Origin of the sequence: Thermonema sp., from assembly GCF_026003375.1 — a bacterium.
Lineage (GTDB): Bacteria > Bacteroidota > Bacteroidia > Cytophagales > Thermonemataceae > Thermonema > Thermonema rossianum.
Genome location: NZ_BPHD01000001.1, coordinates 575,675 through 599,693, shown reverse-complemented (window position 1 = coordinate 599,693; position 24,019 = coordinate 575,675). Strand labels below are relative to the sequence as shown.

18 protein-coding genes and 2 tRNA genes are annotated in these 24,019 nt (G+C 48.8%); 7 read left to right on the top strand and 13 right to left on the bottom strand.

Translation table 11 applies throughout. The features are described from left to right. Positions 1-21: 21 nt before the first annotated feature. The 3 genes from QVE43_RS02625 (at position 22) to QVE43_RS02615 (ending at position 4,040) form a co-directional block, all read left to right on the top strand. Entirely contained in the window at positions 22-780 is a 759-nt protein-coding gene (locus tag QVE43_RS02625) for an SDR family NAD(P)-dependent oxidoreductase (protein ID WP_288004153.1), read from the top strand. A 46-nt stretch (positions 781-826) separates the two neighbouring features. Further along, positions 827-3,256 carry a hypothetical protein gene (locus QVE43_RS02620; RefSeq protein ID WP_288004152.1) on the top strand — a complete coding sequence of 810 codons (2,430 nt, stop codon included), beginning with the start codon at positions 827-829 and terminating at the stop codon, positions 3,254-3,256. 337 nt (positions 3,257-3,593) lie between these two features. Then, on the top strand, positions 3,594-4,040 hold the full coding sequence (locus tag QVE43_RS02615) for a DUF2214 family protein (protein WP_288004151.1): 447 nt from the start codon (positions 3,594-3,596) through the stop codon (positions 4,038-4,040). Between the two features lie 51 nt (positions 4,041-4,091). Here QVE43_RS02615 and QVE43_RS02610 read toward each other — a convergent pair. From QVE43_RS02610 to QVE43_RS02595, 4 genes are all read right to left on the bottom strand, one after another. Continuing rightward, positions 4,092-4,168 (bottom strand) — tRNA-Asp (locus tag QVE43_RS02610). A gap of 143 nt (positions 4,169-4,311) precedes the next feature. Continuing rightward, positions 4,312-4,680 carry a DoxX family protein gene (locus QVE43_RS02605; protein ID WP_288004150.1) on the bottom strand — a complete coding sequence of 123 codons (369 nt, stop codon included), beginning with the start codon at positions 4,678-4,680 and terminating at the stop codon, positions 4,312-4,314. 176 nt (positions 4,681-4,856) lie between these two features. Beyond that, on the bottom strand, positions 4,857-5,792 hold the full coding sequence (locus QVE43_RS02600; RefSeq protein ID WP_288004149.1) for a hypothetical protein: 936 nt from the start codon (positions 5,790-5,792) through the stop codon (positions 4,857-4,859). Between the two features lie 118 nt (positions 5,793-5,910). Continuing rightward, positions 5,911-5,987 (bottom strand) — tRNA-Asp (locus tag QVE43_RS02595). A gap of 197 nt (positions 5,988-6,184) precedes the next feature. On the opposite strand from QVE43_RS02595, the gene QVE43_RS02590 reads away from it, so the two are divergent. Next, entirely contained in the window at positions 6,185-7,069 is an 885-nt protein-coding gene (locus QVE43_RS02590) for an ABC transporter permease (RefSeq protein WP_288004148.1), read from the top strand. A gap of 210 nt (positions 7,070-7,279) precedes the next feature. On the opposite strand, the gene QVE43_RS02585 is transcribed toward QVE43_RS02590, so the two are convergent. Then, complete coding sequence (locus QVE43_RS02585; RefSeq protein ID WP_288004147.1) at positions 7,280-8,341, bottom strand: type III polyketide synthase; 1,062 nt, start codon at positions 8,339-8,341, stop codon at positions 7,280-7,282. Further along, a complete protein-coding gene (uvrA, locus tag QVE43_RS02580; RefSeq protein WP_288004146.1) occupies positions 8,338-11,151 on the bottom strand; it encodes an excinuclease ABC subunit UvrA in 2,814 nt (937 codons plus the stop codon). The genes QVE43_RS02585 and uvrA overlap by 4 nt, the downstream gene beginning before the upstream one ends. A 155-nt stretch (positions 11,152-11,306) precedes the next feature. Between uvrA and QVE43_RS02575 the strand changes: the two genes are divergently transcribed. Then, positions 11,307-11,981, top strand: a complete 675-nt coding sequence (locus QVE43_RS02575; RefSeq protein WP_038029265.1) for a hypothetical protein — start codon at positions 11,307-11,309, stop codon at positions 11,979-11,981. A 144-nt stretch (positions 11,982-12,125) separates the two neighbouring features. Beyond that, positions 12,126-15,011, top strand: coding sequence for an aminomethyl-transferring glycine dehydrogenase (gene gcvP, locus QVE43_RS02570; RefSeq protein ID WP_288004145.1), 2,886 nt, complete (start codon positions 12,126-12,128; stop codon positions 15,009-15,011). A 101-nt stretch (positions 15,012-15,112) separates the two neighbouring features. Here the strand turns inward: gcvP and QVE43_RS02565 are convergent, their stop codons facing one another. From QVE43_RS02565 to QVE43_RS02540, 6 genes are all read right to left on the bottom strand, one after another. Beyond that, positions 15,113-15,289, bottom strand: a complete 177-nt coding sequence (locus QVE43_RS02565; RefSeq protein WP_288004144.1) for a hypothetical protein — start codon at positions 15,287-15,289, stop codon at positions 15,113-15,115. Positions 15,290-15,370: 81 nt separating this feature from the next. Next, the gene (locus QVE43_RS02560) at positions 15,371-16,567 is read right to left on the bottom strand and encodes a GAF domain-containing SpoIIE family protein phosphatase (RefSeq protein WP_288004143.1); all 1,197 of its coding nucleotides are present in this window, start codon (positions 16,565-16,567) and stop codon (positions 15,371-15,373) included. Between the two features lie 8 nt (positions 16,568-16,575). Continuing rightward, positions 16,576-17,910: an ABC transporter permease gene (locus QVE43_RS02555; protein WP_288004142.1), complete on the bottom strand. Its 1,335-nt coding sequence runs from the start codon at positions 17,908-17,910 to the stop codon at positions 16,576-16,578. A gap of 8 nt (positions 17,911-17,918) precedes the next feature. Then, positions 17,919-18,170: a hypothetical protein gene (locus QVE43_RS02550; RefSeq protein ID WP_038029272.1), complete on the bottom strand. Its 252-nt coding sequence runs from the start codon at positions 18,168-18,170 to the stop codon at positions 17,919-17,921. Then, on the bottom strand, positions 18,167-19,315 hold the full coding sequence (locus tag QVE43_RS02545; RefSeq protein ID WP_288004141.1) for a glycosyltransferase: 1,149 nt from the start codon (positions 19,313-19,315) through the stop codon (positions 18,167-18,169). Before QVE43_RS02545 ends, QVE43_RS02550 begins: the two co-directional genes overlap by 4 nt. Positions 19,316-19,318: 3 nt before the next feature. Beyond that, positions 19,319-20,161, bottom strand: coding sequence for an alpha/beta hydrolase (locus QVE43_RS02540; RefSeq protein ID WP_288004140.1), 843 nt, complete (start codon positions 20,159-20,161; stop codon positions 19,319-19,321). 194 nt (positions 20,162-20,355) lie between these two features. On the opposite strand from QVE43_RS02540, the gene QVE43_RS02535 reads away from it, so the two are divergent. Then, on the top strand, positions 20,356-23,073 hold the full coding sequence (locus tag QVE43_RS02535; RefSeq protein WP_288004139.1) for an N-acetylmuramoyl-L-alanine amidase: 2,718 nt from the start codon (positions 20,356-20,358) through the stop codon (positions 23,071-23,073). Between the two features lie 84 nt (positions 23,074-23,157). Here QVE43_RS02535 and QVE43_RS02530 read toward each other — a convergent pair whose 3' ends face one another. After that, on the bottom strand, positions 23,158-24,003 hold the full coding sequence (locus tag QVE43_RS02530) for a transketolase (protein ID WP_038029280.1): 846 nt from the start codon (positions 24,001-24,003) through the stop codon (positions 23,158-23,160). Positions 24,004-24,019 lie beyond the last annotated feature (16 nt).

Below are 24,019 nucleotides of genomic sequence, written 5' to 3'. Positions count from 1 at the left end.
ATTTAAAAAACTTTTAAAAGCATGCTCAATATTGAACTTTCGGGACAAACTGTCTTGGTCACGGGAAGCAGCCGTGGCATTGGCAAGGCAATTGTCGAAGCTTTGCTTGAAGCCGGTGCTTGGGTCATTGCCCACAGAAACCGCACGCCCTTGACAATAAAACACCCGCGCCTGCAAAGCATAGCTTTCGACCTGAACCGCCCGGAAGCCATCCCTGCTTTCTGGCAGGACTGCCTGCACCTGCTTCGGCAGCAGACAATGCCCCCGCTCAAAGGCGTGGTGCTGAACGCTGCCGTTGCATTGCGTGCACCACTCGATATGCCCTTTGAAGACTGGTTCAATGCATGGGAGCAAAGCATGCGGGTGAATGTGGGGGCGGCAGCGGCGTTGGCAAAAGAAGTGCTGCCTTACTTCCGCGCGCAGCAAGAAGGGCGTTTCGTGTGGATAGCCTCGCGCGCCGCCTTCCGGGGCGACACGCCCGAATATTGGGCCTATGCGGCATCGAAGAGTGCCATGTTGGGCGTGAGCCGTTCTATTGCCCGCTTTCACGGAAAAGAGGGCATCCGTTCGTTTGCGTTGGCGCCCGGCTTTACCATGACCGACATGGCAAAGGACTTCATCGATGCCTATGGCGAAGATTATGTGAAAAACGACATAGCTCTGGAACGCATCACGCAACCACGCGACGTGGCGCTATGGGTGCCGTGGCTGCTCAGCGGCTATGCTGACCACGCCACCGGAGCCACCTTCGATGTAAATGCAGGCAGCTATGTGCGTTGAGAGAGAGGGGACAGTAATTTTATTGTACCACAAAAAACATGAGAAAATGAAATATCCGAACATACTGGAAGAAGAGTTAAAAAATAAGGTAGCACAGGACTATTTCTGGTTGTATGACTGCACCAAAATTATTGGTAAAATAGACTTTTGTGTGTGTATGCACCAAAGCCAAACAACAGACGAGGTGGAGTCTCTGTTATGGGCAGAAGCCAAAAGGGGGAGTTCGGAGGTCCATAAATCTTTTGTTCAGTTGATTCTTACTATTGGTAAAGAAAGAACTTTTGACAAGTATCTTCCGCCAGCTTTCCTGGGGGCTTTTGATGCCGAGAAAATAGCCTTTCTTCCCTATAGCGACATTCAAGAATTTTTTTACTTAAATGACTTCAATTGGAATGTTGCCCCGTCTGATCACACTACTAAGGAGTTTCAACTTATTTATGACACAGTAAAAAACATTCTTGACAGCAAGACGCTTCTGTTTTATTTTGACAGAGACGATAGAGACCTTCAACGCTTTATTAGGCTCAACTTTCAAGAAAGCAAACGCGGGCTAACTAAAATTAGAATAGACAAAAACAACTTCATTTCTGTATACAACAAATGGTTGGAAGTAGTAAAACCAACCATTGCCGTTGATTGGGAAAAAGCAAAAGCACGTGGCATCATTGATGGTGATTTTTATCTTGCAGACTTGCTTTCTGCAAATAACGTTACACTCAAAGATAAGCTGTTTGTTTTGCTAAAAAGCGACCATTACGAGCTCGATAGAGAAATTGACGAAAGTGGATTCTTTAAAAAGAAAGAGGCTGATTTTCAAGACAAGCAGCAGGCTCATACTCAATTTTGGAACAGATATGAGCGCCCTCCAAAAGAAGAGTATTGGGACTATATTGTAGAGCGCAGAGACTTGCTCGTGCCACAAGATATCCGTGAACGAAAGGGTAGTTTTTTCACACCACGCAACTGGGTGGCACTCTCGCAGCAATATCTTACCAATGTGCTGGGTGAAGACTGGCAAGACGAATACTTTGTATGGGATTGTGCGGCAGGTACCGGTAACTTGCTCACGGGACTGACCAACAAATACAATATCTATGCCTCTACACTGGATCGTCAAGATGTGGAGGTCATGCACGACCGCATTAGCAATGGTGCGAACTTGCTGCCCGATCACGTCTTTCAGTTTGACTTTCTGAATGACGAGTGGAAGCCCGTTTCTTCAGGTGGCAAAATCCCCGACAGCTTATTTAAAATAATTTCGGATGCCGAAAAACGTAAAAAGTTGATTGTTTACATTAATCCGCCTTATGCCGAAGCTACCACAGCCAGAACCGTAACACGAACAGGTAAAAACAAGGCAGGTGTATCCACAGAACAAAAGGCGAACCACTATTTTAAATCTAAAATTGGCAGTGCAGCCAACGAGCTTTTTGCACTTTTTATGGCACAGGTTTATGAAAAAATGCCGGGCTGTATCTTGGCACAGTTCTCAAAGCTTAAGTTTGTACAAGGCAGCAACTTTGATAAGTTTAAGCAGTATTTTAGAGCAAAATATTTGGGGGGCTTTGTAGTGCCTTCAAATACATTTGACAACGTCAGAGGCCAGTTTCCTATTGGGTTTACTATTTGGGATTTGGGCACCAAAGAAGAAATAAAAAATATCATTTGCCAAGTATATAATGAGAATGAAGAGAAAGTAGGTGTGAAAACTTTCTATGGAGATTTGCCTAAAAGATTGAACGATTGGTTTGTGCAGTTCGAAGATAAAAACGGAGAAGAAATAGGGTTGTTGTCGTTTTATCCGCCTGATTTCCAAAATAATAACAAGTTCTCCATTTTGTCGAAACCACAGGCACGCTATTGCAAGAAAGTTACACCAGGAAATATTATTCAGGTGGCTATTTACTTTGCCGTTCGCCATTGTTTGAAAGCCACTTGGCTGAACGATCGAGATCAATTTTTATATCCGAACGATGGCTGGAAGCACGACAAAGAATTTCAGACCGATTGTTTGATATTTACGCTTTTTCATGACCAGAACCGTATTTCAAGCAAGTATGGTACTAATCACTGGATACCATTCACCGAGCAAGAAGTAGGAGCCCGTGATAGATTTGATAGTCATTTTATGAACGATTATATAAATGGGAAAATAAAAATAGAACAAGCTACTGATCTGTTCCAACAAGAAGGCAATGTACCTATAAAACTGCAGTTTTCTGCTCAGGCAAAGGAAGTTTTTGAAGCAGGCAAAGCCCTTTGGAAATACTATCATCAACAACCACACAATAATATCAATGCTTCTTTTTACGATATTAAAGAGTATTTTCAAGGACGCAACGAAAAAGGCAAGTTAAACAAAAAAAGCAATGATAAAACTTATATGAAGCTCATTACGCAATTGCGTGAAAAGCTTGAAAAATTGGCTGAGAAAATACAGCCTAAGGTGTATTTATATGGGTTTCTAAGGCCTTGAGAATAAACTAAAGCCTTCCCTTTCTCACGAAGCTTCGTGAGAAAGGGAAGAAAAGCAGCTCCTTTATCATGCTAGGTGAAACGAGGCATATCGTCAAGCCAAGCTTCTCTTTTGCAAAAAATAGATTTCTCGCTTGCGCTCGAAATGACAAGGAAGGAGACGAAACAAACGGGGGCGCATAAGCAAGAGCTTTCAACAAAAAAGAGCATCAGCCATAAAAAGAAGGCGAAAAGCATGAAAGGGAAGGTGCATAAAAAAGACAGAAGTCGGGTTGTGTTTTTAGCATAAATGAGCGTACATTGTTATTGCTGCTCATGAATTTTAAACTATACAGTCTATGCATGCTTTCCTGATTTACAAATACTTGCACTTTGTAGCAGTCTTTATGATAGTGGCTGCTTTGGGTATAGAGGCGTTTGCGGTGGCGCCTTCCATGACGCGTGCCCGCCTGCGCCGTCTGGCACGCATCGATGCTCTGTATGGAGCCGGCGCCGTTTTGTTGCTTTTTGCCGGCATGATGCTCTGGTGGAAGGTAGGCAAGCCGGCAGCCTACTACAGCAACAATCATCTCTTTCTTGCCAAGATAGCCCTGTTTGCCTTGATGGGTGTGCTTTCTATTTATCCGACGGTCTTTTTTCTGAAACAGAGCAAGGGGAAGCAAGAGGAGGTAGTACAGGTGCCGGCAGCAGTGCGCCGCTGTATTTATCTGGAGCTGCTCTTGCTGCTTGCCATCCCGCTGCTTGCCGTATTGATGGCACAGGGGATTGGCTACGTTAGCCCGTAAAAAAAAAAACGAAAAAGCCGGACATTTCTGCCCGGCTTTGCTTAGGATGCTTGGCGGAACGGACGGGACTCGAACCCGCGGCCTCCGGCGTGACAGGCCGGCGTTCTAACCAACTGAACTACCGCTCCTCCGTTTTTGGTGATGCAAATATAATGGCTTTTGAATAAAACTGCCAAATGTTTGATGGTGTTTTTTTGTTTTTGTTTTTTTAAAATATTGATTATGAGAGGGCTTGTTCCTCGAACAGCCCGCCCCATTCAGTATCAAAAGCCTATCCGCGCAGGCGCTCGCTAAGTTCCGGATAGCGGATAAAAGCCGTTATCCAGACATATACCAATACCGCAGCCGGTACCAAAAAGGACTCACCGTGAACCATATGCACCATGATGGCGCCACCGAAATAAGAGCTTAACAACAAAGTGCCCACAATGCCTGTGCGTGGAATCAAAAAGAGCAGCACAGACACTATCTCACCGGCAGCAATGATGATACGCCAGTCGCCCAGTCCCCATTTTTGAAAATTTTCAGCCATGGCGGGCATGGTCAGCTTGCCCAAGGCAGTGAATAAGAGGAAAGCGGTAAGTAATCCGGCCATTACCATGCCGGTGGTTTTTCGTTTTTTACTGATTTCCGTACTCATAAGCATCAAATTTTTTTGTTGAACCAAAAATTAAGCGTGAGTAAAAGGTAGCTTTTTTTTCCGCTTTTTAAACGTCAAACAGCTGACAAAGTGTTTTTGAAAAACAAATAAAGCATAAATAAAAAAGCAGCAGGTGGTCTTGCCTGCTGCTCTGCGGTAGTATTTTGGGCGCTTTACTACTTCTTCCTTATAAAGGTCAGGGTGTTACCTCTCGCAAGATAGGTGAGTGACAAGCTGTCTTCGGTTTGCTTCAAGATACTATACTCCATTAGCTCGCCGCTGTCTTTGCCATTCAGCTGAATTTTTATTGGGTAGGTGTGGTCCGCATATGCGAAGTAGTTTGCGTAAAAGCGGTCTGAAGAGGCTTTGGCTTGCCCTCTGTATTCGAACACCCATCCTTGGTCGTCTATTCTTAGAATACTTTTGTCATCGTCGGTGCTTTGCCATGTGCCTTTGAGCTTACGGATAGATTCAATGTATTTGCAAAGAAGGCGGCAACGGCTTTCAAAAGCTTCGGCAGTGCCTTCCGGCGACTCGTCCCGTGCCGTGATGTCTTTTACCGGAGCGTCGTCCATATTGACCTGCTGCCCGTCGCCTTTAAACTCTTTCTGTTTGAGTAAAGCCTTTATGACTTTATGGTTGTGAAGATAAAATCTGTTTTCAGTGATGGTGAAGGGGCCCCTTACAGCACTTTCCTCTGTTTTTTGTTCAAACACAAAGTAAGGAATGCCGTCTTTTAAGTAGTAGTGTGTACCGTTCCATATGTGTCCGACGGCTGTTTCCACGCTAATTTTTACTAACTGCCCATTGTTGAAGTAAGCCGTGATGAGCTGCTCCTTGGGGGCGGCATCGGCAAGCACAAAGCTGAGACTTGATAGCTTGTCTGCGGCAGTTTCTACTGCACGGAACTGCTCGCGTATTTGGGCAATGACTGCTTCGGTGTCTTCCTCTTGGGCAGGAACGGAAGGGGAAGGGGCCGTTTCCGAAGCCGACGATACGCCGGTAGTGTCCGTCTTCTGCGTGTTGTTCTCTGAGCTGTCTTGCTTTTGTTGTTGGCAGGCAGTTGCCAAAAGACACAGGCTGAAACCAAGCATGTAAGCAAGTATTTTCATGGTATTGGGGGTTAAGTTAAAAGTGATGATATGTTTTGAGACCATCAAATATTATGCATATGAAGGCAGTTAAAAACAAAAAAGCCGGACATTTTTGCCCGGCTTTGCTTAGGATGTTTGGCGGAACGGACGGGACTCGAACCCGCGGCCTCCGGCGTGACAGGCCGGCGTTCTAACCAACTGAACTACCGCTCCTCCGTTTTTGGTGATGCAAATATAGCAGCTTTCCTGAAACTGCACAATGTTTTTTTGAGAAAAAAATAAAACAATTATTTAAACGCTTGATTTTTAATGAAAAAAGAACGCGACGGATAATCACCTTTTGCAAGCAGTTGTCAATGGATGTAAAAAAACAATATATTTTTATCTTTGGGGATAGATAGTGTTTTCCTATGGCTGTAAAAGAAATTAAATACAAAAAGAAGCGATTGGGCAGCTTCCCTTTTTTGAACGTGCTGCTGAGCGTCACCGTTGCCTTGTTCGTATTGGGTCTGCTGGGCGCCATCATCTTGCAAGCCAAACGTTTGGCCGAACTGGTGGCACAAAACATAGAAGTGCAGGTCTTTTTGAACAGCAGTGTGGATGAAGCAGAAAGACAAAAAATAGAAAAAATCATTGCGGCAAAAAATTATGTGGATGCCAATAGTATCCGCTTCATTTCCAAGCAAGAAGCGGCAAAAGAGCTTATCAGCGAGCTGGGCAAAGACTTCACGGAGATATTGGGGGAAAATCCCTTGAAAGACTCTTATGTGTTACGCATCAAACCGGGGTTTTATGATGAGCAAAAGCTCAAAAAAATAGCCGGCGACTTGGAAAAGATAAGCGGTGTGTTTGAAGTGTCTTATCCGCAAACCATCACCGGCACCATCAATCGTAATATAGCGACCATCAGTTTTGTATTGTCTTCGTTGGCTTTGTTTTTGACCATCACGGTGGTGATATTGATACACAGCACCATTCGTTTGGCTCTCTTTTCCCAGCGCCTGCTGATTCGAAGCATGCAGCTGGTAGGGGCAACCGACGCTTTTGTGCGCCGTCCTTTTGTGCGCAATGCCATGTTGATAGGGGCTACCGGTGGGGTGTTGGCCGCTGCTTTGGTATATGGGCTTTTGCAATATTTCATAAGCCAGGTACCGGAAATGCAAATGCTCATGGATGAGCGCCTGTTGGCTTTTCTGGGGGGCGGCTTGGTGCTCTTTGGTATGCTTTTGTGCGGCATGAGCTGTTATCATGCGGTGAACAAGTATTTGTATAGCTCGCTGGATGAGCTGTATTGATACATGTTTGCCGTTTCGAGCGCAAGCGAGAAATCTATTGTACAAAAAAGAGACTTGGCTTGACGAGATGTCTCACTTCGTTCGACATGACAAGGGGCGCTACTTTGATGAGATTTCTCACCACGCTTACACTTTGTTCGAAATGGCAGGCTTTACTTCGCTTTATTCGAGATGACAAAAAGCAATCTGCTTGCCATAAAAAAGCAGACGTTAAAGCAAGCGCAAAAGGGCACTTTCGAGCGTCAGTCCCGGACCAAAACCGGCAGCCCAGCAATATCCACGGGCTTGTTTTTGCAACAGCTGTTGCAGTACAAAGAAGATGGTAACCGAAGACATGTTCCCGTAATTACGCAATACTTCGTAGCTGACGGCCAGGGCAGCAGGCGGTAAACCGAGCGCTTTTTCAACTGCCTGCAGAATACGCTTCCCGCCGGGGTGGATAGCCCAATGCTCAATGTTTGCTTGTGAGTGCTTGTCGTACAGCTGCAGCAGGGCAGGGATGCCTGACTCAACCAGTTTGGGCACATAAGTACTCAGGCGCATCAAAAAGCTGTCTTGCCCGATGTGCCAGGCCATGTCGTCTTCGCCCTGTGGCAGATACAAGCTTTGAAAATTGAGCAGCTCGGCTTGCGCATGCCCGGGACAAGCCGATACGACACAGGCAGCTACACCATCGGCAAAAAGGGCATTGGCAAGCAAGTGGTCCGGTTCGGTCGAGGGGGTGAAATGCAAAGAGCAAAACTCGGCATCGACAATGAGCACGCGATGCCGTGGCGATTGCTGTGCAATGGCTTTTGCCAGGCGCCAGGCGTGAAAAGCAGCATAGCAGCCCATAAAGTGCACAGCCGTGCGTTGTGTATGTGCCGGTAAGGCAAGGGTTTTCATCAGTTGCAAATCCAAGCCCGGTGCCGCCATGCCCGTGCAGCTTACGGTGATGAGGTGGGTGATGTCTTGGGTTTCAAGCCCGCTTTGTGCAAGGCTGCGGATGGCGGCTTGCTTGGCAACAGGCAAGACCGCTTCGAAATAGCGCTGCATGCGGGCATCGATGGGCGGACGGGTAGAGAAGAAAGCAGGCTGCAGCATGCCGAAGTCGGGCAGGAAAGAGCCACGCCGGCGGATGCCCGAAGCACGGTAAAGTATTTTCAGATGACGTTGCAGCACTTCGCCGGCCTGCGTTTCGCGCAGCATAAACGTCAAAATGTCTGTTTGGTCAAAAAGATAGGGGGCTTCTTCGCAGCAGAGCCCCGAAAGATAAACGCCGCTTGTTTTCATACTTGTAAATGGTTTTTCAAAAATGGGGCGGTAGGGCTGTTGCTTATTTCCAACAAGCCTTCGGGCTTGCCTTCGTATAAAAGATAACCGCCTTGTTCGCCTCCCTCAGGACCTAATTCTATGAGCCAGTCGGCCGATTTGATGACTTCCATGTTGTGTTCGATAATCAGCACGCTGTTGCCCTGCTCGATGAGTGCCTGCAGTGCTTTCAACAGTTTTTGTATGTCGTGGATATGCAAGCCGGTGGTGGGCTCATCGAAGATGAAGAGCGTATGCCCTTTGTGGCTGCCGCCCCCGTCCAGGAAGGTAGCCAGTTTGAGGCGCTGGGCTTCACCGCCGGAAAGGGTAGAGGCCGGCTGTCCCAAGCGCACGTAGCCTAAGCCTACCTCGTGAAGCAACTCCAGCTTTTGTGCTATCTTTTTCTCTTTGGCGAAAAAGTGCAGGGCTTCTTCCACGGTCATGTCGAGCACCTCGGCAATATTTTTCCCTTGGTATTCTACCTCGAGCACTTCCTGCTTGAAACGCTTGCCACCACATACTTCGCAGGTAATGTGTATGTCAGCCATAAACTGCATTTCAATGCATATTTCGCCTTCGCCCTGACAGTTTTCGCAGCGCCCCCCCTCTATGTTGAAGGAAAAGGTGCCGGCTTTGTAGCCCCGTGCCTTGGCAAGTGCTTGTGATGCATACAGCTCACGAATGGCATCATAGGCTTTGATGTAGGTAACCGGGTTGGAGCGGGAAGAGCGCCCCATGGGGCGTTGATCGATAAACTGCACGTCTTTGATTACAGACAGGTCCCCTTCGAGGGCTTTGAACTTGCCACTCTCTTCTTCCACCTTTAAATCGAGGCGACGCGCCAAGGCAGGGTAAAGAATACGCTTCACCAGGGTGGATTTGCCCGAGCCCGAAACGCCGGCAATGACCGTAAGCACGCCCAGGGGAATGGTCACGTCTATTTTTTTGAGATTGTGTTGGGCAGCCCCTACGATACGCAGGCTTTGGGTCCAGGGGCGCCGCAGGGCAGGAGTGGGGATTTGCATGTGCCCGTTCAAGTAACGCAGGGTATAAGAGCGTTGTATGGCTTGGGCGTCTGCTTCTTCTATTTTTCCTTGAAAGACCACTTCGCCACCACCGCTGCCGGCTTCGGGTCCCATGTCAATGAGGTAGTCGGCAGCGCGAATCACCTCTTCTTCGTGTTCCACCACAATGACTGTGTTGCCTGTGTCGCGCAGCTTTTTCAGTACGCCTACCAGGCGGTGGGTGTCGCGCGGGTGAAGCCCTATGCTTGGCTCGTCAAGGATATACAAAGAGCCCACGAGCGCACTGCCCAACGAAGTAGCCAAGCGCATGCGCTGGTATTCGCCCCCCGAGAGGGTGTTGGCTGCCCGGTTGAGGGTCAAATAGCCCAAGCCTACCTCTTGCATGTAATGCAAGCGGTTCTGTATTTCAATCAGCAGGCGGCGGGCAATTTGCTGCTCGTGCGTGTTGAGCTGCAGGCTGCGGAAAAAGTCCGCCACCTTGTCTATAGGCATCAATACCAGCTCTTGAATGGAAGTGCCTTGTATTTTTACATAGCCGGCTTCCTTGCGAATGCGGGTGCCGCGGCAGTCCGGGCAAATGGTGCGTCCACGATAGCGCGACAAAAATACGCGGTACTGTATCTTGTGTGCTTGGGAAGCTATGTAATCAAAGAAAGCATAAATGCCTTGCAATTCCCCTTTGCCGTACCACAGCAAGTCTTTTTCTTGGGGGGTGAGCTCTTCATACGGTTTGTGTATGGGGAAGCCGTAGCGGTGCGCCTGCTTGATAAACGCCTGTTTCCATTCGCTCATGCGTGGGGTGCGCCAAGGGGCTACCGCATCGCTGTAAACAGAAAGCGCGGGGTCGGGGATAACCAGCTCTTCGGAGATGCCCAAGGTGGTGCCAAAGCCTTCACAGGTAGGGCATGCGCCATAGGGGTTGTTGAAGCTAAACAAAGCCACACTCGGCTCTTCGAAAGTCATGCCGTCCAGCTCGAATTTATCGGAGAAGTGGTGCATATCGTTGGGCAGCAGCAACACATAGCATTCGTCATGCCCTTCAAAGAAGGCGGTCTGCACCGAGTCGCTCAAGCGGTAATAGAGGGTTTCGTCTTCACGATGGCGCAAGGCTATTCGGTCGATGAGCAGATATACCGGGCTGCGTTTCTTGAATTTGATTTCTTTAGGCTTTTGCAGCAGCTCGCTGATGTCTTGTATTTCGTTTTCGTAGAAAATGCGGGAAAATCCTTTTTGCAATATGATACGCAGCTCTTCTTCCCAGCTTCTGTCTTCGGGTTTGCGGATGGGCGCCAGTATGTATAGCTTGGTGCCTTCGGCTTGGCGTAAAATGAAATCCACCACATCTTGCACGGTATCGCGCTTCACTTCGCGCCCCGAGACAGGCGAAAAAGTGCGTCCGATACGGGCAAAAAGCAACTTTAAATAGTCGTAAATTTCGGTGACGGTGCCCACGGTGGAGCGGCTGTTACGGCTGCCTGTTTTCTGTTCGATGGCAATGGCAGGCGACAGCCCGTGAATGGCCTCTACTTGTGGTTTTTCCATGCGCCCCAAAAACTGACGCACATAGGCACTGAGGCTTTCCACGTACATGCGCTGCCCTTCGGCAAAGAGGGTGTCAAAAGCAAGGGAGGACTTTCCCGAGCCCGACAAACCGCTGATGACCGTGAAGCTATTGCGCGGGATGCGCACATCTACTTTCTTTAAATTATGCTCTGCTGCACCTTTTACGATAATGTCTTGTTGCAAGTGTTTTTCTAAAACGTCCATAGTCTCTTTTCTAAGCGGCAGGTATCTTTCGTTTAACTAAACAAAGATATTGAATGTTGAGCGAACACAAAGCCCGCGGCAGACGACGGACGTGTGTCCTTATGTAAACCTGAATGCGTATCTTGCGTACATAATGCATAAAAATAACAGCCATCATGAAACGAACGCTGCTTTTCTTTTCTTTGCTTTTGGTATGCGTGTGCTGCTCAACTGCTTTTGCACAAGACGATTTTTTTGAAGGCGTGGTGCGTTACCGTCATTTTATAGAAATCAAAGACACTTTGGCCAACGAGTGGGAAGTCACCGCCTTGTATGGTGAAGGGGGCAATTTTTACATAAACAAAGAAGGCAGGTATCGCATTGAGCCCCGCGGTACTTCCATCGAATGGCAAATATATGATCCGCAACAAGCGCGTTTGTATTTTAAATTCATCAAGCGCGACACGGTGTATTGGCATGCCGCCACCATGCCCACGGAAGAAGTGGTGGAGGTCTATCCTGTCAAGGAAGAAAAAGATTATTTGTTGGGCTACACCTGCCATCTGTTGATGATGAAGGTGAAAACAGTGGGAAGCAGTCCCGAGGTTTTGGGCAAGATGTATTTTTTTGCACCGGAGCTGAAAGTCAATGCCGCTGCTTTTGCCCGTCACCATACCAATTCACAAGACCGTGTGTTTGCTATTACACAGTCTATCCCTTTACGTATAGTGGTGCTGCAGCGCCATTATAGAGTCATCATAGAAGCCGAAGATGTAGAACCGCGCGCCTTGCCTGCCGATTTGTTCCGTATTCCGGCCGACTTGCCCCAAAAGGAACTGCAATTTAACTAACGCCCCGCCTTGTTCTTTGATGCTCTTCGAGGCGGCTGCCTTTTTGCCAAAGGGCAGCCCTTCGTATTGCATACTATTTTTTTAAACAAAAGTCTTTAACTTTGGGTCATCTTTGCAAAAAAGGTCTCTTTAATCCCAAAGAACATGAAACAAACCTGGTTCCGTCCCACGCCTTTTGTTGAGCGTCACATAGGTTCCGACGCGACAGAACAAAAGGAAATGCTTCATACCATTGGTGTGGCGTCCGTCGATGAACTGATTGCTCAAACCATTCCGCAGTCTATACGCTTGCAGCAGCCCATGCCGTTGCCCGGTGCAGTAGATGAACGCCAATTCTTGGAAGAATTCAAGGCACTGGCGCAAAAAAACAAAGTGCATCGTTCCTATATAGGCATGGGATATTACGGCACGGTGACTCCTTCGGTTATCTTACGAAATATACTTGAAAATCCCGCCTGGTACACGGCTTACACGCCCTATCAGGCGGAAATTGCTCAAGGGCGTTTGGAAGCGCTGCTCAATTTTCAAACCATGGTAGCCGACCTGACCGGCATGGAGCTGGCCAACGCTTCTTTGCTGGACGAGGCTACTGCCGCTGCCGAAGCCATGAACATGCTTTATCAAACACGCCCCAAAGAACAAGAGCACCGCAACCGTTTCTTTGTGTCGAAGCATTGTTTTCCGCACACCATCGATGTGTTGCTGACACGGGCCGAGCCTCTGGGCATTGAGCTGGTCATCGACGATGAAGCGGGCATTGACTGGGAAAACGCCGACTATTTCGGTATGCTGGTGCAATACCCCAATGCCGAAGGCGAAGTGATAGACTATACCTCTCTTTTTGAGAAAGCGCACGCCCATGGTACGCGTTGTGTGGTAGCTGCCGATATTTTGAGTCTGTGTTTGTTGAAATCACCGGCTGCCATGGGGGCGGAAGTGGCCGTAGGCTCTACTCAGCGTTTTGGTGTGCCCATGGGCTTTGGTGGACCGCATGCCGCTTATTTTGCAACTAAAGAAATGTATAAGCGTAACATACCGGGGCGCATCATCGGTGTCTCGAAAGATGCCGACGGCAAGCCTGCTTTGCGTATGGCGCTTCAAACCCGGGAGCAGCATATTCGCCGTGAACGGGCTACTTCGAATATCTGTACGTCGCAGGTGTTGCTGGCAGTCATGGCAAGCATGTATGCCGTGTATCATGGTCCCCAAGGCTTACGCCGCATTGCTGAGCGCGTACACGGTATGACCGCACTCCTTGCAGAAGCTTTGCAAAAAGCCGGCTTCCGTTTGCGCAACAATACCTACTTCGATACCTTGACTATCCTTTGCGACAAGCCCGAAGCCGTGCGTGCGGCGGCCGAGAAGCGCGAAATCAACTTGCATTACGGAGCGGACTTCGTGCGCTTGTCGATAGATGAGACGGTCACCCCGCAAGACCTTGAAGACCTGGTGGCTGTTTTCAATGAAGCAAATGGCGGAGCGGTAGCGTTAAGCTTGCCCGAAGCAGCCCCCTGCGCTTTACCCGCCGCTCTGGTGCGCCCGGTAGATTACTTGCAGCACCCGGTGTTCAATACCCATCACACCGAGCATGAAATGCTGCGTTATATCCGCTCTCTGGAAGAAAAAGACCTTTCGCTGGTGCATTCCATGATTTCGCTGGGCAGCTGCACCATGAAGCTGAATGCCACCACCGAGATGCTGCCTGTTACCTGGCCCGAGTGGGCAAATATGCATCCTTTTGCGCCTGCTTCGCAAGCCGAAGGCTATCGTCTGATGATAGAGCGCTTGTCGCAGTGGTTGTGCACCATTACCGGCTTTGATGCTATTTCCATGCAGCCCAACTCCGGTGCACAAGGCGAATATACCGGTTTGATGGTCATCCGGGCTTATTTGAAGTCGAAAGGCGAAGGACACCGTCATGTAGCACTCATTCCTGCTTCTGCTCATGGTACCAACCCGGCCAGTGCCGTGTTGGCAGGCATGAAAGTGGTGGTGGTCAAAACCGATGCACGTGGCAACATAGATGTGGAAGACCTGAAAGCCAAAGCCCGGCAATATGCCAACGATTTGGCTTGCCTGATGATTACTTATCCTTCCACACACGGCGTATTCGAAGAGTCGGTGCAGGAAGTATGCGATATTATCCACCAATACGGAGGGCAGGTATATATGGACGGTGCCAACATGAATGCCCAAGTAGGGCTGACCAATCCGGCCATTATTGGGGCTGACGTATGCCACCTGAATTTGCATAAAACCTTCTGTATTCCTCATGGTGGCGGTGGACCCGGCATGGGACCCATTGCCGTGAAAAAACACTTGGCACCCTTCTTGCCCAACCATGTGATGGGCGGCGAAAAGCATGCCGAAGGGATCCATGCCGTAGCCGCAGCGCCTTTTGGCAGTGCCAGCATCTTGCCCATCTCTTACGCTTATATTGCCATGATGGGCGCCGAAGGGCTTACCGAAGCTACGAAGGCCGCCATCTTGCATGCCAACTACATCAAGGCACGGCTGGAAAAAGCCTATCCCGTGCTCTATACGAACGAAAAGGGAAGAGTGGCGCACGAGATGATTATAGACTGCCGGGCGTTTAAAAAGGTGGGCATCGAGGTGGAAGATATTGCCAAGCGTTTGATGGATTATGGTTTTCATGCGCCCACGGTATCTTTCCCCGTACCCGGCACGCTTATGATTGAACCTACCGAAAGTGAGAGCAAAGCCGAGCTGGATCGTTTCTGCGACGCTCTCTTGGCTATACGCGAAGAGATTGCCGAAATAGAGCGTGGCGAGTACCCCAAAGACAACAACGTGCTTAAAAACGCACCCCATACTGCCGCCATGCTCACTGCTTCGGAATGGAGCTATCCTTATAGCCGTGAAAAAGCAGCCTATCCTTTGCCGTATTTGCGCCAACGCAAATTCTGGGTGCCGGTGCGCCGTGTCGATAATGCATATGGCGACCGCAACCTGGTGTGCAGCTGCCTGCCTGTGAGTGCCTATGAAGAAACCGCAGATATGAATGCTTAAAAAGCTTTTCTGACCCACAGGAAGCAAAAAAGGGGAGCTTTGGTGCTCCCCTTTCTTTATTTTTTGCCTGATATGGCATCCCCACACAGCCCGGGGCTTGATTATTTCTTTACCAAAATATAGGTCATGTATAACAATTTTTTACCGTCGGTTTCTTCCACGTTAACACTGATGTCTTTTAAATGCCAACCTTCTTTTACCAATGCGGTAATTTCAGAAATATCTAAGGTGGTTTCGGTAAGCAAATTGATGGTTTTCAATATTTCCTTCTTTTCCATAAGAGTAAGCTTTTGGATTTCTTAGTTTATTTCTTCTTTTGGGTCAAGATAGGAAAAAAAGCGCATAAAAAGCAATTTTATTTAGAAAAAACGGCAACATAAAATGGTGCAGTCGTCGTGCGGAAGCGGGTTGCTGCAGAATCTATGTACATCGTCCAAGAGCGCATTGACAAAGTCATCTACCGGCAAATGGTGGTGGCGCTGAATAAATTGCTCCAGCTTTTCTATGCCATACTGCTCCGATTGCGCATTGTGCAACTCTACCAGCCCGTCGGTGTAGGCAAGCAAGAGCGCTTTCTCTACTTTTTCTATGGTGGATACTTCCAAAAAAGGCAGAGGACAAAAGCAGCCCAATACGGTACTGCCACGCGACAGACGCTGCACCGGTCGACCGGCACTATACAAAAAAGGCGGATGATGGCCGGCATTGATGTAGGACATTTGCTTTTTTCCAAAGTGGTAGTGTGCCAGAAAAACGGTAATAAAGTTTTCGCCTTGTATGTTTTCGTAAACCAACTCATTGAGCTGATGAATGATGTCGGGCAGGTGGTAGGTGTTTTTTACAATGGCGCGTAGCGACGCTTGAAAGTTGGCCATCATCAAGGCGGCACCCAGCCCCTTGCCCGATACATCGGCAATGCATAGTAGCATCTCCTCTTCGTTGATGCCTATGATATCGTAAAAATCGCCTCCTACGTTGCGGTGTGGCTGGTAAAAAACGGCCAAGGCGAACTTGTCTTGGTGGGCAATTTTTGAAGGCAAAAGCATGCGTTGCACCTTTTGCGCCAGTGCCAGCTCCCTTTGAAGGGCTTCTTGCTCTATTTGTTTGCGAACCAAGCGCTTGTTTTCAATGGCCACCAGCACAATGTTGCTTAGCGTTTGCACGAATTCCAAATCTATTTCTTCTTCGCCATACGTACCCAGAAATACATGTGCAAGCGCCTTGTTCTGATGTATGACCGGCACTACCCAATCATAGACTTTAAAGATAGAAGGCAGTTGGGTTTGTGCTACCCGCACCGGAGTGTGTATGTCGGCCAACAGCTGCCGGCATGTTTCGTCCATGCTCATGGGCAGTTGGCTGCGTTGGCTTTGTGGTATTTTGCGCAGGCACTGGTCCGGTGCTTCCCATGCATAAAGGGCTGCTTTTGAAAAGTGCAGATAGCCCTGTAAGGTGAATTGATAAATGCGGTATAATTGCTCCTCGTTGAGGTTGGCATTGATTGCCTGTGTTACCTCTAAGAGTGCTTTCAGTGCAATATCTTGTTTGTCTTTCACCTTCGTTTTTACCACTGATATTGAGTGTTGGATTTGGGGTCGATGGCATCGCGCATGGCGTTGCCCAATAGGTTAAAAGCCAGCACAGTAATGAAAATACAGAAGCTGGGCGCCCATAACAGGTGCGAGCCCGTGGAGCTGGCTGAAAGCCCGATGACCTCATATCCTTCATTGACCATCATCCCCCAAGAAGGCGTAGGGGGCTGCACGCCCAAGCCAAGGAAACTAAGCCCCGCCTCTATCAAGATGGCATAGGCGAAGTTGGCACTGGCTTGCACCACGATGGCGCCCAGCACGTTGGGCAGCATGTGGCGCAGTAATATATGACGGCGGGGGGCGCCTATAGCGCGCGCGGCTTCTATGTACGGTGCTTTTTTGAGCGCCATGATTTGCCCGCGCACGACCCTTGCCACTTCTACCCAGTTGGTAAGACCCACTGCCAAAAAGGTAACCCACAGGCTCTTTGACTGCAACGCCAAACTGATGGCAATAACCAGCATGATGCTGGGGATAGACCAAACAACGGTCATAAACCATACGATGACGCGGTCTATCCGACCACCAAAGAAGCCGGCAATTGAACCCAAGCTTACGCCTACCAACAGTGCAATGAGCACGGCGAAGGCACCTACGAAAAGCGAGATGCGGAATCCAATAATGAGCCGGCTCAATACGTCGCGCCCTTGGCGATCGGTTCCCAATAAAAAGAAGCGCTCTTCTACTTGCTTCGCTTCAAATAACTGTTGTACCTCTTGCAGCGTAATTGTTTGTAGCTGCTCGTGGCTATCGAGGTAATAGGCTTGGTTGCCACATATAACAAAATTGCCTTCATCGCTCTTTTGGCAGTTCTTTCCTTCGTCAGATTTGAGAAACGCATCCAATTTGGGACTATCTCCGATAAAAAGGGCTTGAGTAGCGTTCAAAAGATGCATTTTTTCAATGGAGTGCCTGCGCCCGTTACTCGCATGGTAGGGGATGTAATGCACATACCATCCTTCTATGTAAAAGGAATCTACGGGGATGATGGCATACGGCGATTCTTGCCCAAAGAGCATGCGTTTGAACCAGTTCTGCTGCTCTACTTTCACGTGCCGGTGCCGCTTGATAAGGCGCACACTGCTCCCCGGCGGTAAAAGCTTGATTTGTACGCTGCCATCATTGGCATTGGGCGTGGAATCCGGTGCAATAAGGTAGCCCAACAGGGCAATCAGTACCGACAGCCCGATGACCACAAGGCTGCTGACAGCCTTGAAGTCTTTTTTCAGGCGTGAAAAAAACTGAGAGAAAGGACCTTGGGGCGGCGTGGTCGTTGGATATGTATTGTTCTGTGTTTGCGTTGTCATAGAAGCCATTATAGGTTATGAGCCAACAGCCCTTCTTTACTGGCAAGATAACGATACTTCCGGTATTCTTGCCTGAACCGGCTTAGCTCGGTGATGATTTCCTCTTGCGAAGGATGGTAGCAACGTACCCATCCTTTTATTATCATTTGCTCGAGGGCATCGCGTATCTCATGCTCTTGATAAGGCGTTTCGCGCAGCAAGTGCTCGAAATCTACAAGAAAATAAAGCTCGTCGAGCAGGTCAAATTCTATGGTTGTCATACTTTCACTCTTCTGTCTTTCCATGTATAACTGCTTGTGCGACTGCCCACCCACACGAAATAAGCCGCATAGAAAGGGTACACCAAAAATAAGAGCAGTACGTCTAACAAGCGCACCGCTTGGCGGTGTGGTTTTGATAATGCATACAAAAATACAAATTCAAAAGAAAACTTAACAGCGCACTGCGCCGCGAAATGAACAATACCATAGCCATTTAAAATCAAAGCAGCAGTAGCTGCAAGCCAAGCAAGGTAAAGCAAGCCTATGTATGCCCCCAGCAGCTTATGCATGCCGCTTTGATGATACTTCCATTTACTAATCCACCGCTTGCGCTGTTCTATCCAGCCGTACCAGTCATGGCAGGGATGGGTATATACCACCGCTTCCGGGTGGCTCAGAAAACCAACGGGCTTGCCCGGCAGGCGGGCTATCTTTTGCAACAAAAACTCATCGTCGCCGGTGGGTATATGTTCATTGCCTTCGTAACCGCCCACTTGCCAAAAGGCTGCTTGCTCGAAAGCCAGATTGGCACCGTTGCACATGCCCGGAATGCGGCGTTGCAGGAGGGCGGCACCGGTGCCTGTCAGCGCTATCATTTCAAGGCTTTGCAAGCGTTCTACAAGCCGGTTGGCAGGGTGAAGCCGCACAAGCCCGCCTATAAAAGCAAGTTTGTTTTTTTTTCGATGCTTTGTCATCAGTTCCAACCAGCGTGCTGAAGGGCGGCAGTCGGCATCGGTGCAGCAAATAAAAGGGTGCCGGCTGTGTTGAATGCCGTAGGTAATGGCGGCTTTTTTTCCGTGCATGGAGGCGGGCAATGTCAGCACCTTCACAGACAGCCCGGGGTGTCGCCTTGCCCAGTTCTCGGCTATTGTCTTGCTGCCGTCGGTTGAATGATCATCGACCAGGCATAGCTCCCAATAACGTGGGGAGAGGGTCTGCCGTGCCAGACAGTCCAAAAGTGTTTCTATGTTGCTTGATTCATTACGCATGGCTACCACCACCGACACACTGTCCGTTTCATCGAGCGGAAGCGCTTCCATGGCAAGGTCGTTTGAAAGGCGTCTGTTGTGGCGGTATGCTTGTATTATCCATAGCAACAGCGCACAGTAGGGAATCAAAATTCCCCAAAGAACTCCTTCCATCATTGCTTAAAGTTGCAGGTTGTCCAAAAAACGGCTGATGACTCTTTGATAAGTGGCAGCGTGTTGTTCAAGCATGCTTGCTTCGTCGCCCGGGAAACGGTGCAGTTTGTGACCGGGTCCCATGTTTTCTTCATAAAGTTGCAGGCCGTGCCATGCCGGAACATGCAAATGTCCTTCACAAACCAGAAAGAGTTTGGGCGTAGAGCTTCGGTTGAGGTAATGAGCGCTGTTGAACGGCACGCCCCCTTTCCGGAATTTTCCGTACAGCCCTGTGGGCATGAAAGGGTGCAGGTCGTCTATAAGCTGCTTGATCGAATAAATGGGGTTGTCTAAAATAAGGGCACCTGCTGCCATGCCCTGAGCGCTTAACTGCAAAGCTACGCTTGCACCAATTCCTTCGCCATAAAGCACGATTTGAGGTGCTTGGGCGTCGGTGTTGTTCAGCAGAAAATAATAGGCTTGCCTTGCCGCTTCGTAAAAAGCAGCTTCGCTTGGCTCGCCTTCGCTTAGTCCGTAACCGTTATAATCAAAAACCAGCACATTAAACGACAGTTTGCGCCATATCGAAAGGCGCCGGTAGGTCTCGGGATGCATGAACGAATGCCTGCCATCTGCAAAGTAAAGAAGCCAGCGGCGGCTGGGGGCAGGTGCGGGCACTATCCAGCCGTACAGCTTTTCTTTTGGGTTGAGAAATTGTATTTCCTGATACTCTATTCCGGCGGGAGGTGCCACCGGGGCAACGTCTTTCCCGGCAAACAGCAGGTCCTGCAGACGGTAATGCATATACAGCCCCACGAATAGAGCTGCCAAAAAAGTAAGCGACAGAGTAGAAAAGGCGAAGCGAAGCATGATAAAGTGGCTGTTTGTGCAAAGTTAATAAACAGTTGTTGATTTTTATTTATAATATTATCGAAATCAAATTACGTAATTTTTTGTATTGAAGTGTTTTTGTAAAACATTATTAAATAGTATTTTAATTTTTTGATTTGTTTTATTTTTTTTTAAAAAAATATATAAAATTGCATTATAAAATAAAAACAAGTATGCTTATGAGAGTTTTTACCTATCTGTTGAGTTTGTGCATAGTGTTTGCAAGTGCAGGCACAGGGTTTGCACAAAAAGAAGCAAGCCATTGGGCGCCCTTCTTTGAAGAAGCTTACGCAAAATACCCTGATTTGCCGAAGGGTATTTTGGAGAGTATGGCGTATGCCGCAAGTCGTATGGAGAACCTGCAACCCTTAAAGTTGCCGGATGAACATGTACATCAACCACCGCGTTATGGGATTTTTGCCTTGGTGAAAGACGGAAAAGGGTATTTCAGAAACACCCTTTCGATAGTTTGTAGAGAGGTGGGTATTAGCGAAAAGAAGTTTTTGCGGAGCCCACGCTTGCAGATTCTTACGATGGCTGCTTTTTTGTCTAAGCAAGCAGTGCGCTATAAAGCGCATGGTTATGAAGGCTTTGCGCCGGTGTTGAGAGAGTTGTCCGAAATTCCCGCTAATAATACGTTGAACCGTTATGCGCAGGATTTGCAGCTATATGAGGTGTACCGCATCTTGGAGCAAGGCGTGAGTGCCGGGCAGTTGCGTACGCAGGGGGTAAAAATAAATATGGAAAAGATATTTGGGAGTGACAACCTGCGTATCTTGTCTTCACCGGAAGTTTTGATTTATGAAGAGAAGACCGGTAAGTTTGTCATCACTGATGGAGAGGCTTCTTATGTACGCGATGGCGAAGAGGCACGAACAACCGACTATCCTTATGCCCGTTGGGTGCCTGCAAGTTCGTCGAATTATTCGTCGCGCAATGGGACAGCCATTAGCGCCGTAACCATTCATACTACTCAAGGGTCTTATGCCGGTGCTATCTCTTGGTTTCAAAATCCTTCGGCAAGGGTGTCGGCACACTATGTGATTCGTTCTTCTGACGGGCAAATTACGCAGATGGTCCGTGAATACAACAAGGCATGGCACGTAGCCTACCATAATCACTATACCATCGGCATTGAGCATGAAGGTTACATCAGCAATCCGGCTTGGTACACAGATGCCATGTACCGGGCATCTGCCAATTTGGTGAAAAATATTTGTTCGAGACGTGGCATCAGCCCTACCTCTTGTTACCGGGGTCCTTCACACAGTGGCATAGTGGTGCTTTCTTCTGCTTATCGTATCAAGGGGCATCAGCACTTTTCGTCGCAAACGCACACCGATCCGGGCATTCATTGGAACTGGTACAAATATTATGACCTTATCAATGGTGGTAGCGCGCCTGCGTGTAATTTGGCTAAACCCTCTTCTTTGGGCGCAAGCGGTATTTCTACTACTGCTGCGACGCTTTCATGGCAGGCTGTCAGTGGGGCGGCATCTTATGTTGTGCGGTACCGCGTAAAAGGCACAAGCACATGGGTAAGCCGTGGCACCACTGCCACCTCTTTGCGTCTGAGTGGCTTGCAACAGGGGAAAACTTATGAATGGCAGGTTGCTGCCAAGTGTTCCAATGGCAGTGCCGGCAGTTATAGCTACACCGCTTTGCTTTCTACCGCAAGCAGCCATCAAACAACTACGGCTTGCAATGGTACTTTCACCGATACAGGTGGTAGCAGCGGTAATTACGGCAATAACGAGCATTATATTTTTACAATTAATCCGGCAGGAGCAACCGGGCTTGTCATCGATTTTTACAGCTTCAGCTTGGCGTCGGGTGATTATTTGTATGTTTTCGACGGAACAGACATAACAGCCCCCATGATTGGTGCCTATACGGGAACTAACTCGCCGGGGGTGATTCGGAATGATGGTCCTGTTACCTTTAAATTTTTGTCGAATGCATCGGGTGTTTCGTGGGGATGGCGTGCAGCCTGGAGTTGTGAAAGCTGCCAAGTGCCCTCCGGTTTAGCTGCCACGCAAATAGGGACGAACCGGGCGAAGCTCTCATGGAATGGCAGTGGTGATAGCTTCACTGTGCGCTACCGCATTCAAGGGGCAAGTGCTTGGAGCACAGCAACGGCTAATGACAATAATTACATGATATTGACCGGATTGCAGCCGGGCAAGATGTATGAATGGCAAGTGCGTGCCAATTGCGACGCGAGTAGTTCTACTTTTTCAGCGAGCTCTTATTTTGCCACAGCGCAGAGTCATACAGTAGTCACTGCCTGTAGCGGCACTTTCACCGACACAGGCGGTAGTAGTGGTAACTATGGCAACAGCGAGAATTATATCTACACCATCGATCCGCCGGGTAGTACGCCTGTCGTTGTTGACTTTTATAGCTTTGGATTGGCTTCGGGTGATTACCTTTACATTTTAGATGGTGCCGACGTGACCGCCCCCTTAATGGGTGCTTATACAGGCACGAACTCACCGGGCAGAGTGGTTTCTTCGGGCGGTGCCATCACCTTCAAGTTTGTATCGAATGGTTCAGGCGTTTCGTGGGGATGGCGTGCCAATTGGTCTTGTGCTTCGGCAAGAGAGGCAGCCGGACCACAGCAAATGCTTGAACAGCCCTTGACAGTGGAGGTGTACCCGAATCCGGCACGGGGACAATTCATGTTGCGGCACTATGGCGACACGGACGGACAAACAGCCGAAGCAGCCTTATATGAATTAAGCGGAAGAGTGGTGTGGCAACGAAGCCTCAAGACAAAACAAGGATGGCAGGAAGAAGCAGTGGATGTGTCTGCTTTGTCGCCGGGAATTTATATTTTGCGCTACATGCGGGGCGACATAGTGGAAAACAGACGCTTGATCGTCGAATAAAGAAAAACAATGTCCCGGAAGTAAAGCCATAAAACAAGTGGGGTGCTTTTCAGGGCACCCCGCTTGTTTTATCTTGTATGAGTTTTAGTAGTCACCCAGTGTTTCTTCGAGTTGAGCCAAGGCGCGCGCTGCTTCCTCGTCGTTGGGTGCCACGCCATGCCAATGGTGGTCGTTCATCATGAAATCGACGCCGTAGCCCATGATGGTGCTCATGACAATCAAGATGGGTTTTCCCTTGCCGGTAAGTGTCTTGGCATGATAAAGCGTTTCCACTACCTCTTGCATGTCATTGCCGTTCATTTCAAGCACCTGCCAGCCGAAGGCTTCGTACTTGTCACGCAGGCTGCCTACGTTCATCACCTCGTGAACAGGACCGTCGATTTGCTTGTCGTTATAATCTATGATGCCAATGAGGTTGTCTACTTTGTGGTGGGCAGCATACATGGCAGCTTCCCATATTTGCCCTTCTTGCTGTTCGCCATCGCCCATCAGTACAAAGACTGTATGCGGGTCATTGTTTAGTTTTTTGCCTTGCGCAGCACCAATAGCCACCGACAGCCCTTGCCCCAGCGAACCGGAAGCCACCCGTATGCCCGGCAGTCCTTCGTGTGTGGCGGGGTGTCCTTGCAGGCGTGAGTTTATCTTGCGGAAGGTAGCCAGCTCTTTAAGGTCGAAATAGCCGCTACGCGCCAATACGCTGTACCACACCGGCGAGATGTGTCCGTTGGAAAGAAAAAAGAGGTCTTCATTTTTTCCTTCCATATTGAAATCCGGATTGTGCTCCATCACCTCGAAATAAAGGGCAACCAGCAGGTCGGCGCAGCCCAAAGAGCCACCCGGATGCCCCGACTGTGCGCCATGAACCATGCGGATGATGTCGCGCCGTACTTGTGTGGCGATGCGCTCGAGCGTTTTTATATCATTTTTCATAATCAAAGGGTGCGTT

Excerpts from the sequence above, each read along its gene's own strand:
- QVE43_RS02585 (WP_288004147.1), bottom strand. The coding sequence starts at position 8,341 with ATGAAAACAAGCGGCGTTTATCTTTCGGGGCTCTGCTGCGAAGAAGCC.
- QVE43_RS02535 (WP_288004139.1), top strand. The coding sequence starts at position 20,356 with ATGCTTATGAGAGTTTTTACCTATCTGTTGAGTTTGTGCATAGTGTTT.
- QVE43_RS02550 (WP_038029272.1), bottom strand. The coding sequence starts at position 18,170 with ATGACAACCATAGAATTTGACCTGCTCGACGAGCTTTATTTTCTTGTA.
- QVE43_RS02555 (WP_288004142.1), bottom strand. The coding sequence starts at position 17,910 with ATGACAACGCAAACACAGAACAATACATATCCAACGACCACGCCGCCC.
- QVE43_RS02565 (WP_288004144.1), bottom strand. The coding sequence starts at position 15,289 with ATGGAAAAGAAGGAAATATTGAAAACCATCAATTTGCTTACCGAAACC.
- QVE43_RS02530 (WP_038029280.1), bottom strand. The coding sequence starts at position 24,003 with ATGAAAAATGATATAAAAACGCTCGAGCGCATCGCCACACAAGTACGG.
- gcvP (WP_288004145.1), top strand. The coding sequence starts at position 12,126 with ATGAAACAAACCTGGTTCCGTCCCACGCCTTTTGTTGAGCGTCACATA.
- QVE43_RS02620 (WP_288004152.1), top strand. The coding sequence starts at position 827 with ATGAAATATCCGAACATACTGGAAGAAGAGTTAAAAAATAAGGTAGCA.
- QVE43_RS02590 (WP_288004148.1), top strand. The coding sequence starts at position 6,185 with ATGGCTGTAAAAGAAATTAAATACAAAAAGAAGCGATTGGGCAGCTTC.
- QVE43_RS02575 (WP_038029265.1), top strand. The coding sequence starts at position 11,307 with ATGAAACGAACGCTGCTTTTCTTTTCTTTGCTTTTGGTATGCGTGTGC.
- QVE43_RS02545 (WP_288004141.1), bottom strand. The coding sequence starts at position 19,315 with ATGATGGAAGGAGTTCTTTGGGGAATTTTGATTCCCTACTGTGCGCTG.
- QVE43_RS02625 (WP_288004153.1), top strand. The coding sequence starts at position 22 with ATGCTCAATATTGAACTTTCGGGACAAACTGTCTTGGTCACGGGAAGC.
- QVE43_RS02615 (WP_288004151.1), top strand. The coding sequence starts at position 3,594 with ATGCATGCTTTCCTGATTTACAAATACTTGCACTTTGTAGCAGTCTTT.
- QVE43_RS02600 (WP_288004149.1), bottom strand. The coding sequence starts at position 5,792 with ATGAAAATACTTGCTTACATGCTTGGTTTCAGCCTGTGTCTTTTGGCA.
- QVE43_RS02540 (WP_288004140.1), bottom strand. The coding sequence starts at position 20,161 with ATGCTTCGCTTCGCCTTTTCTACTCTGTCGCTTACTTTTTTGGCAGCT.
- QVE43_RS02605 (WP_288004150.1), bottom strand. The coding sequence starts at position 4,680 with ATGAGTACGGAAATCAGTAAAAAACGAAAAACCACCGGCATGGTAATG.
- uvrA (WP_288004146.1), bottom strand. The coding sequence starts at position 11,151 with ATGGACGTTTTAGAAAAACACTTGCAACAAGACATTATCGTAAAAGGT.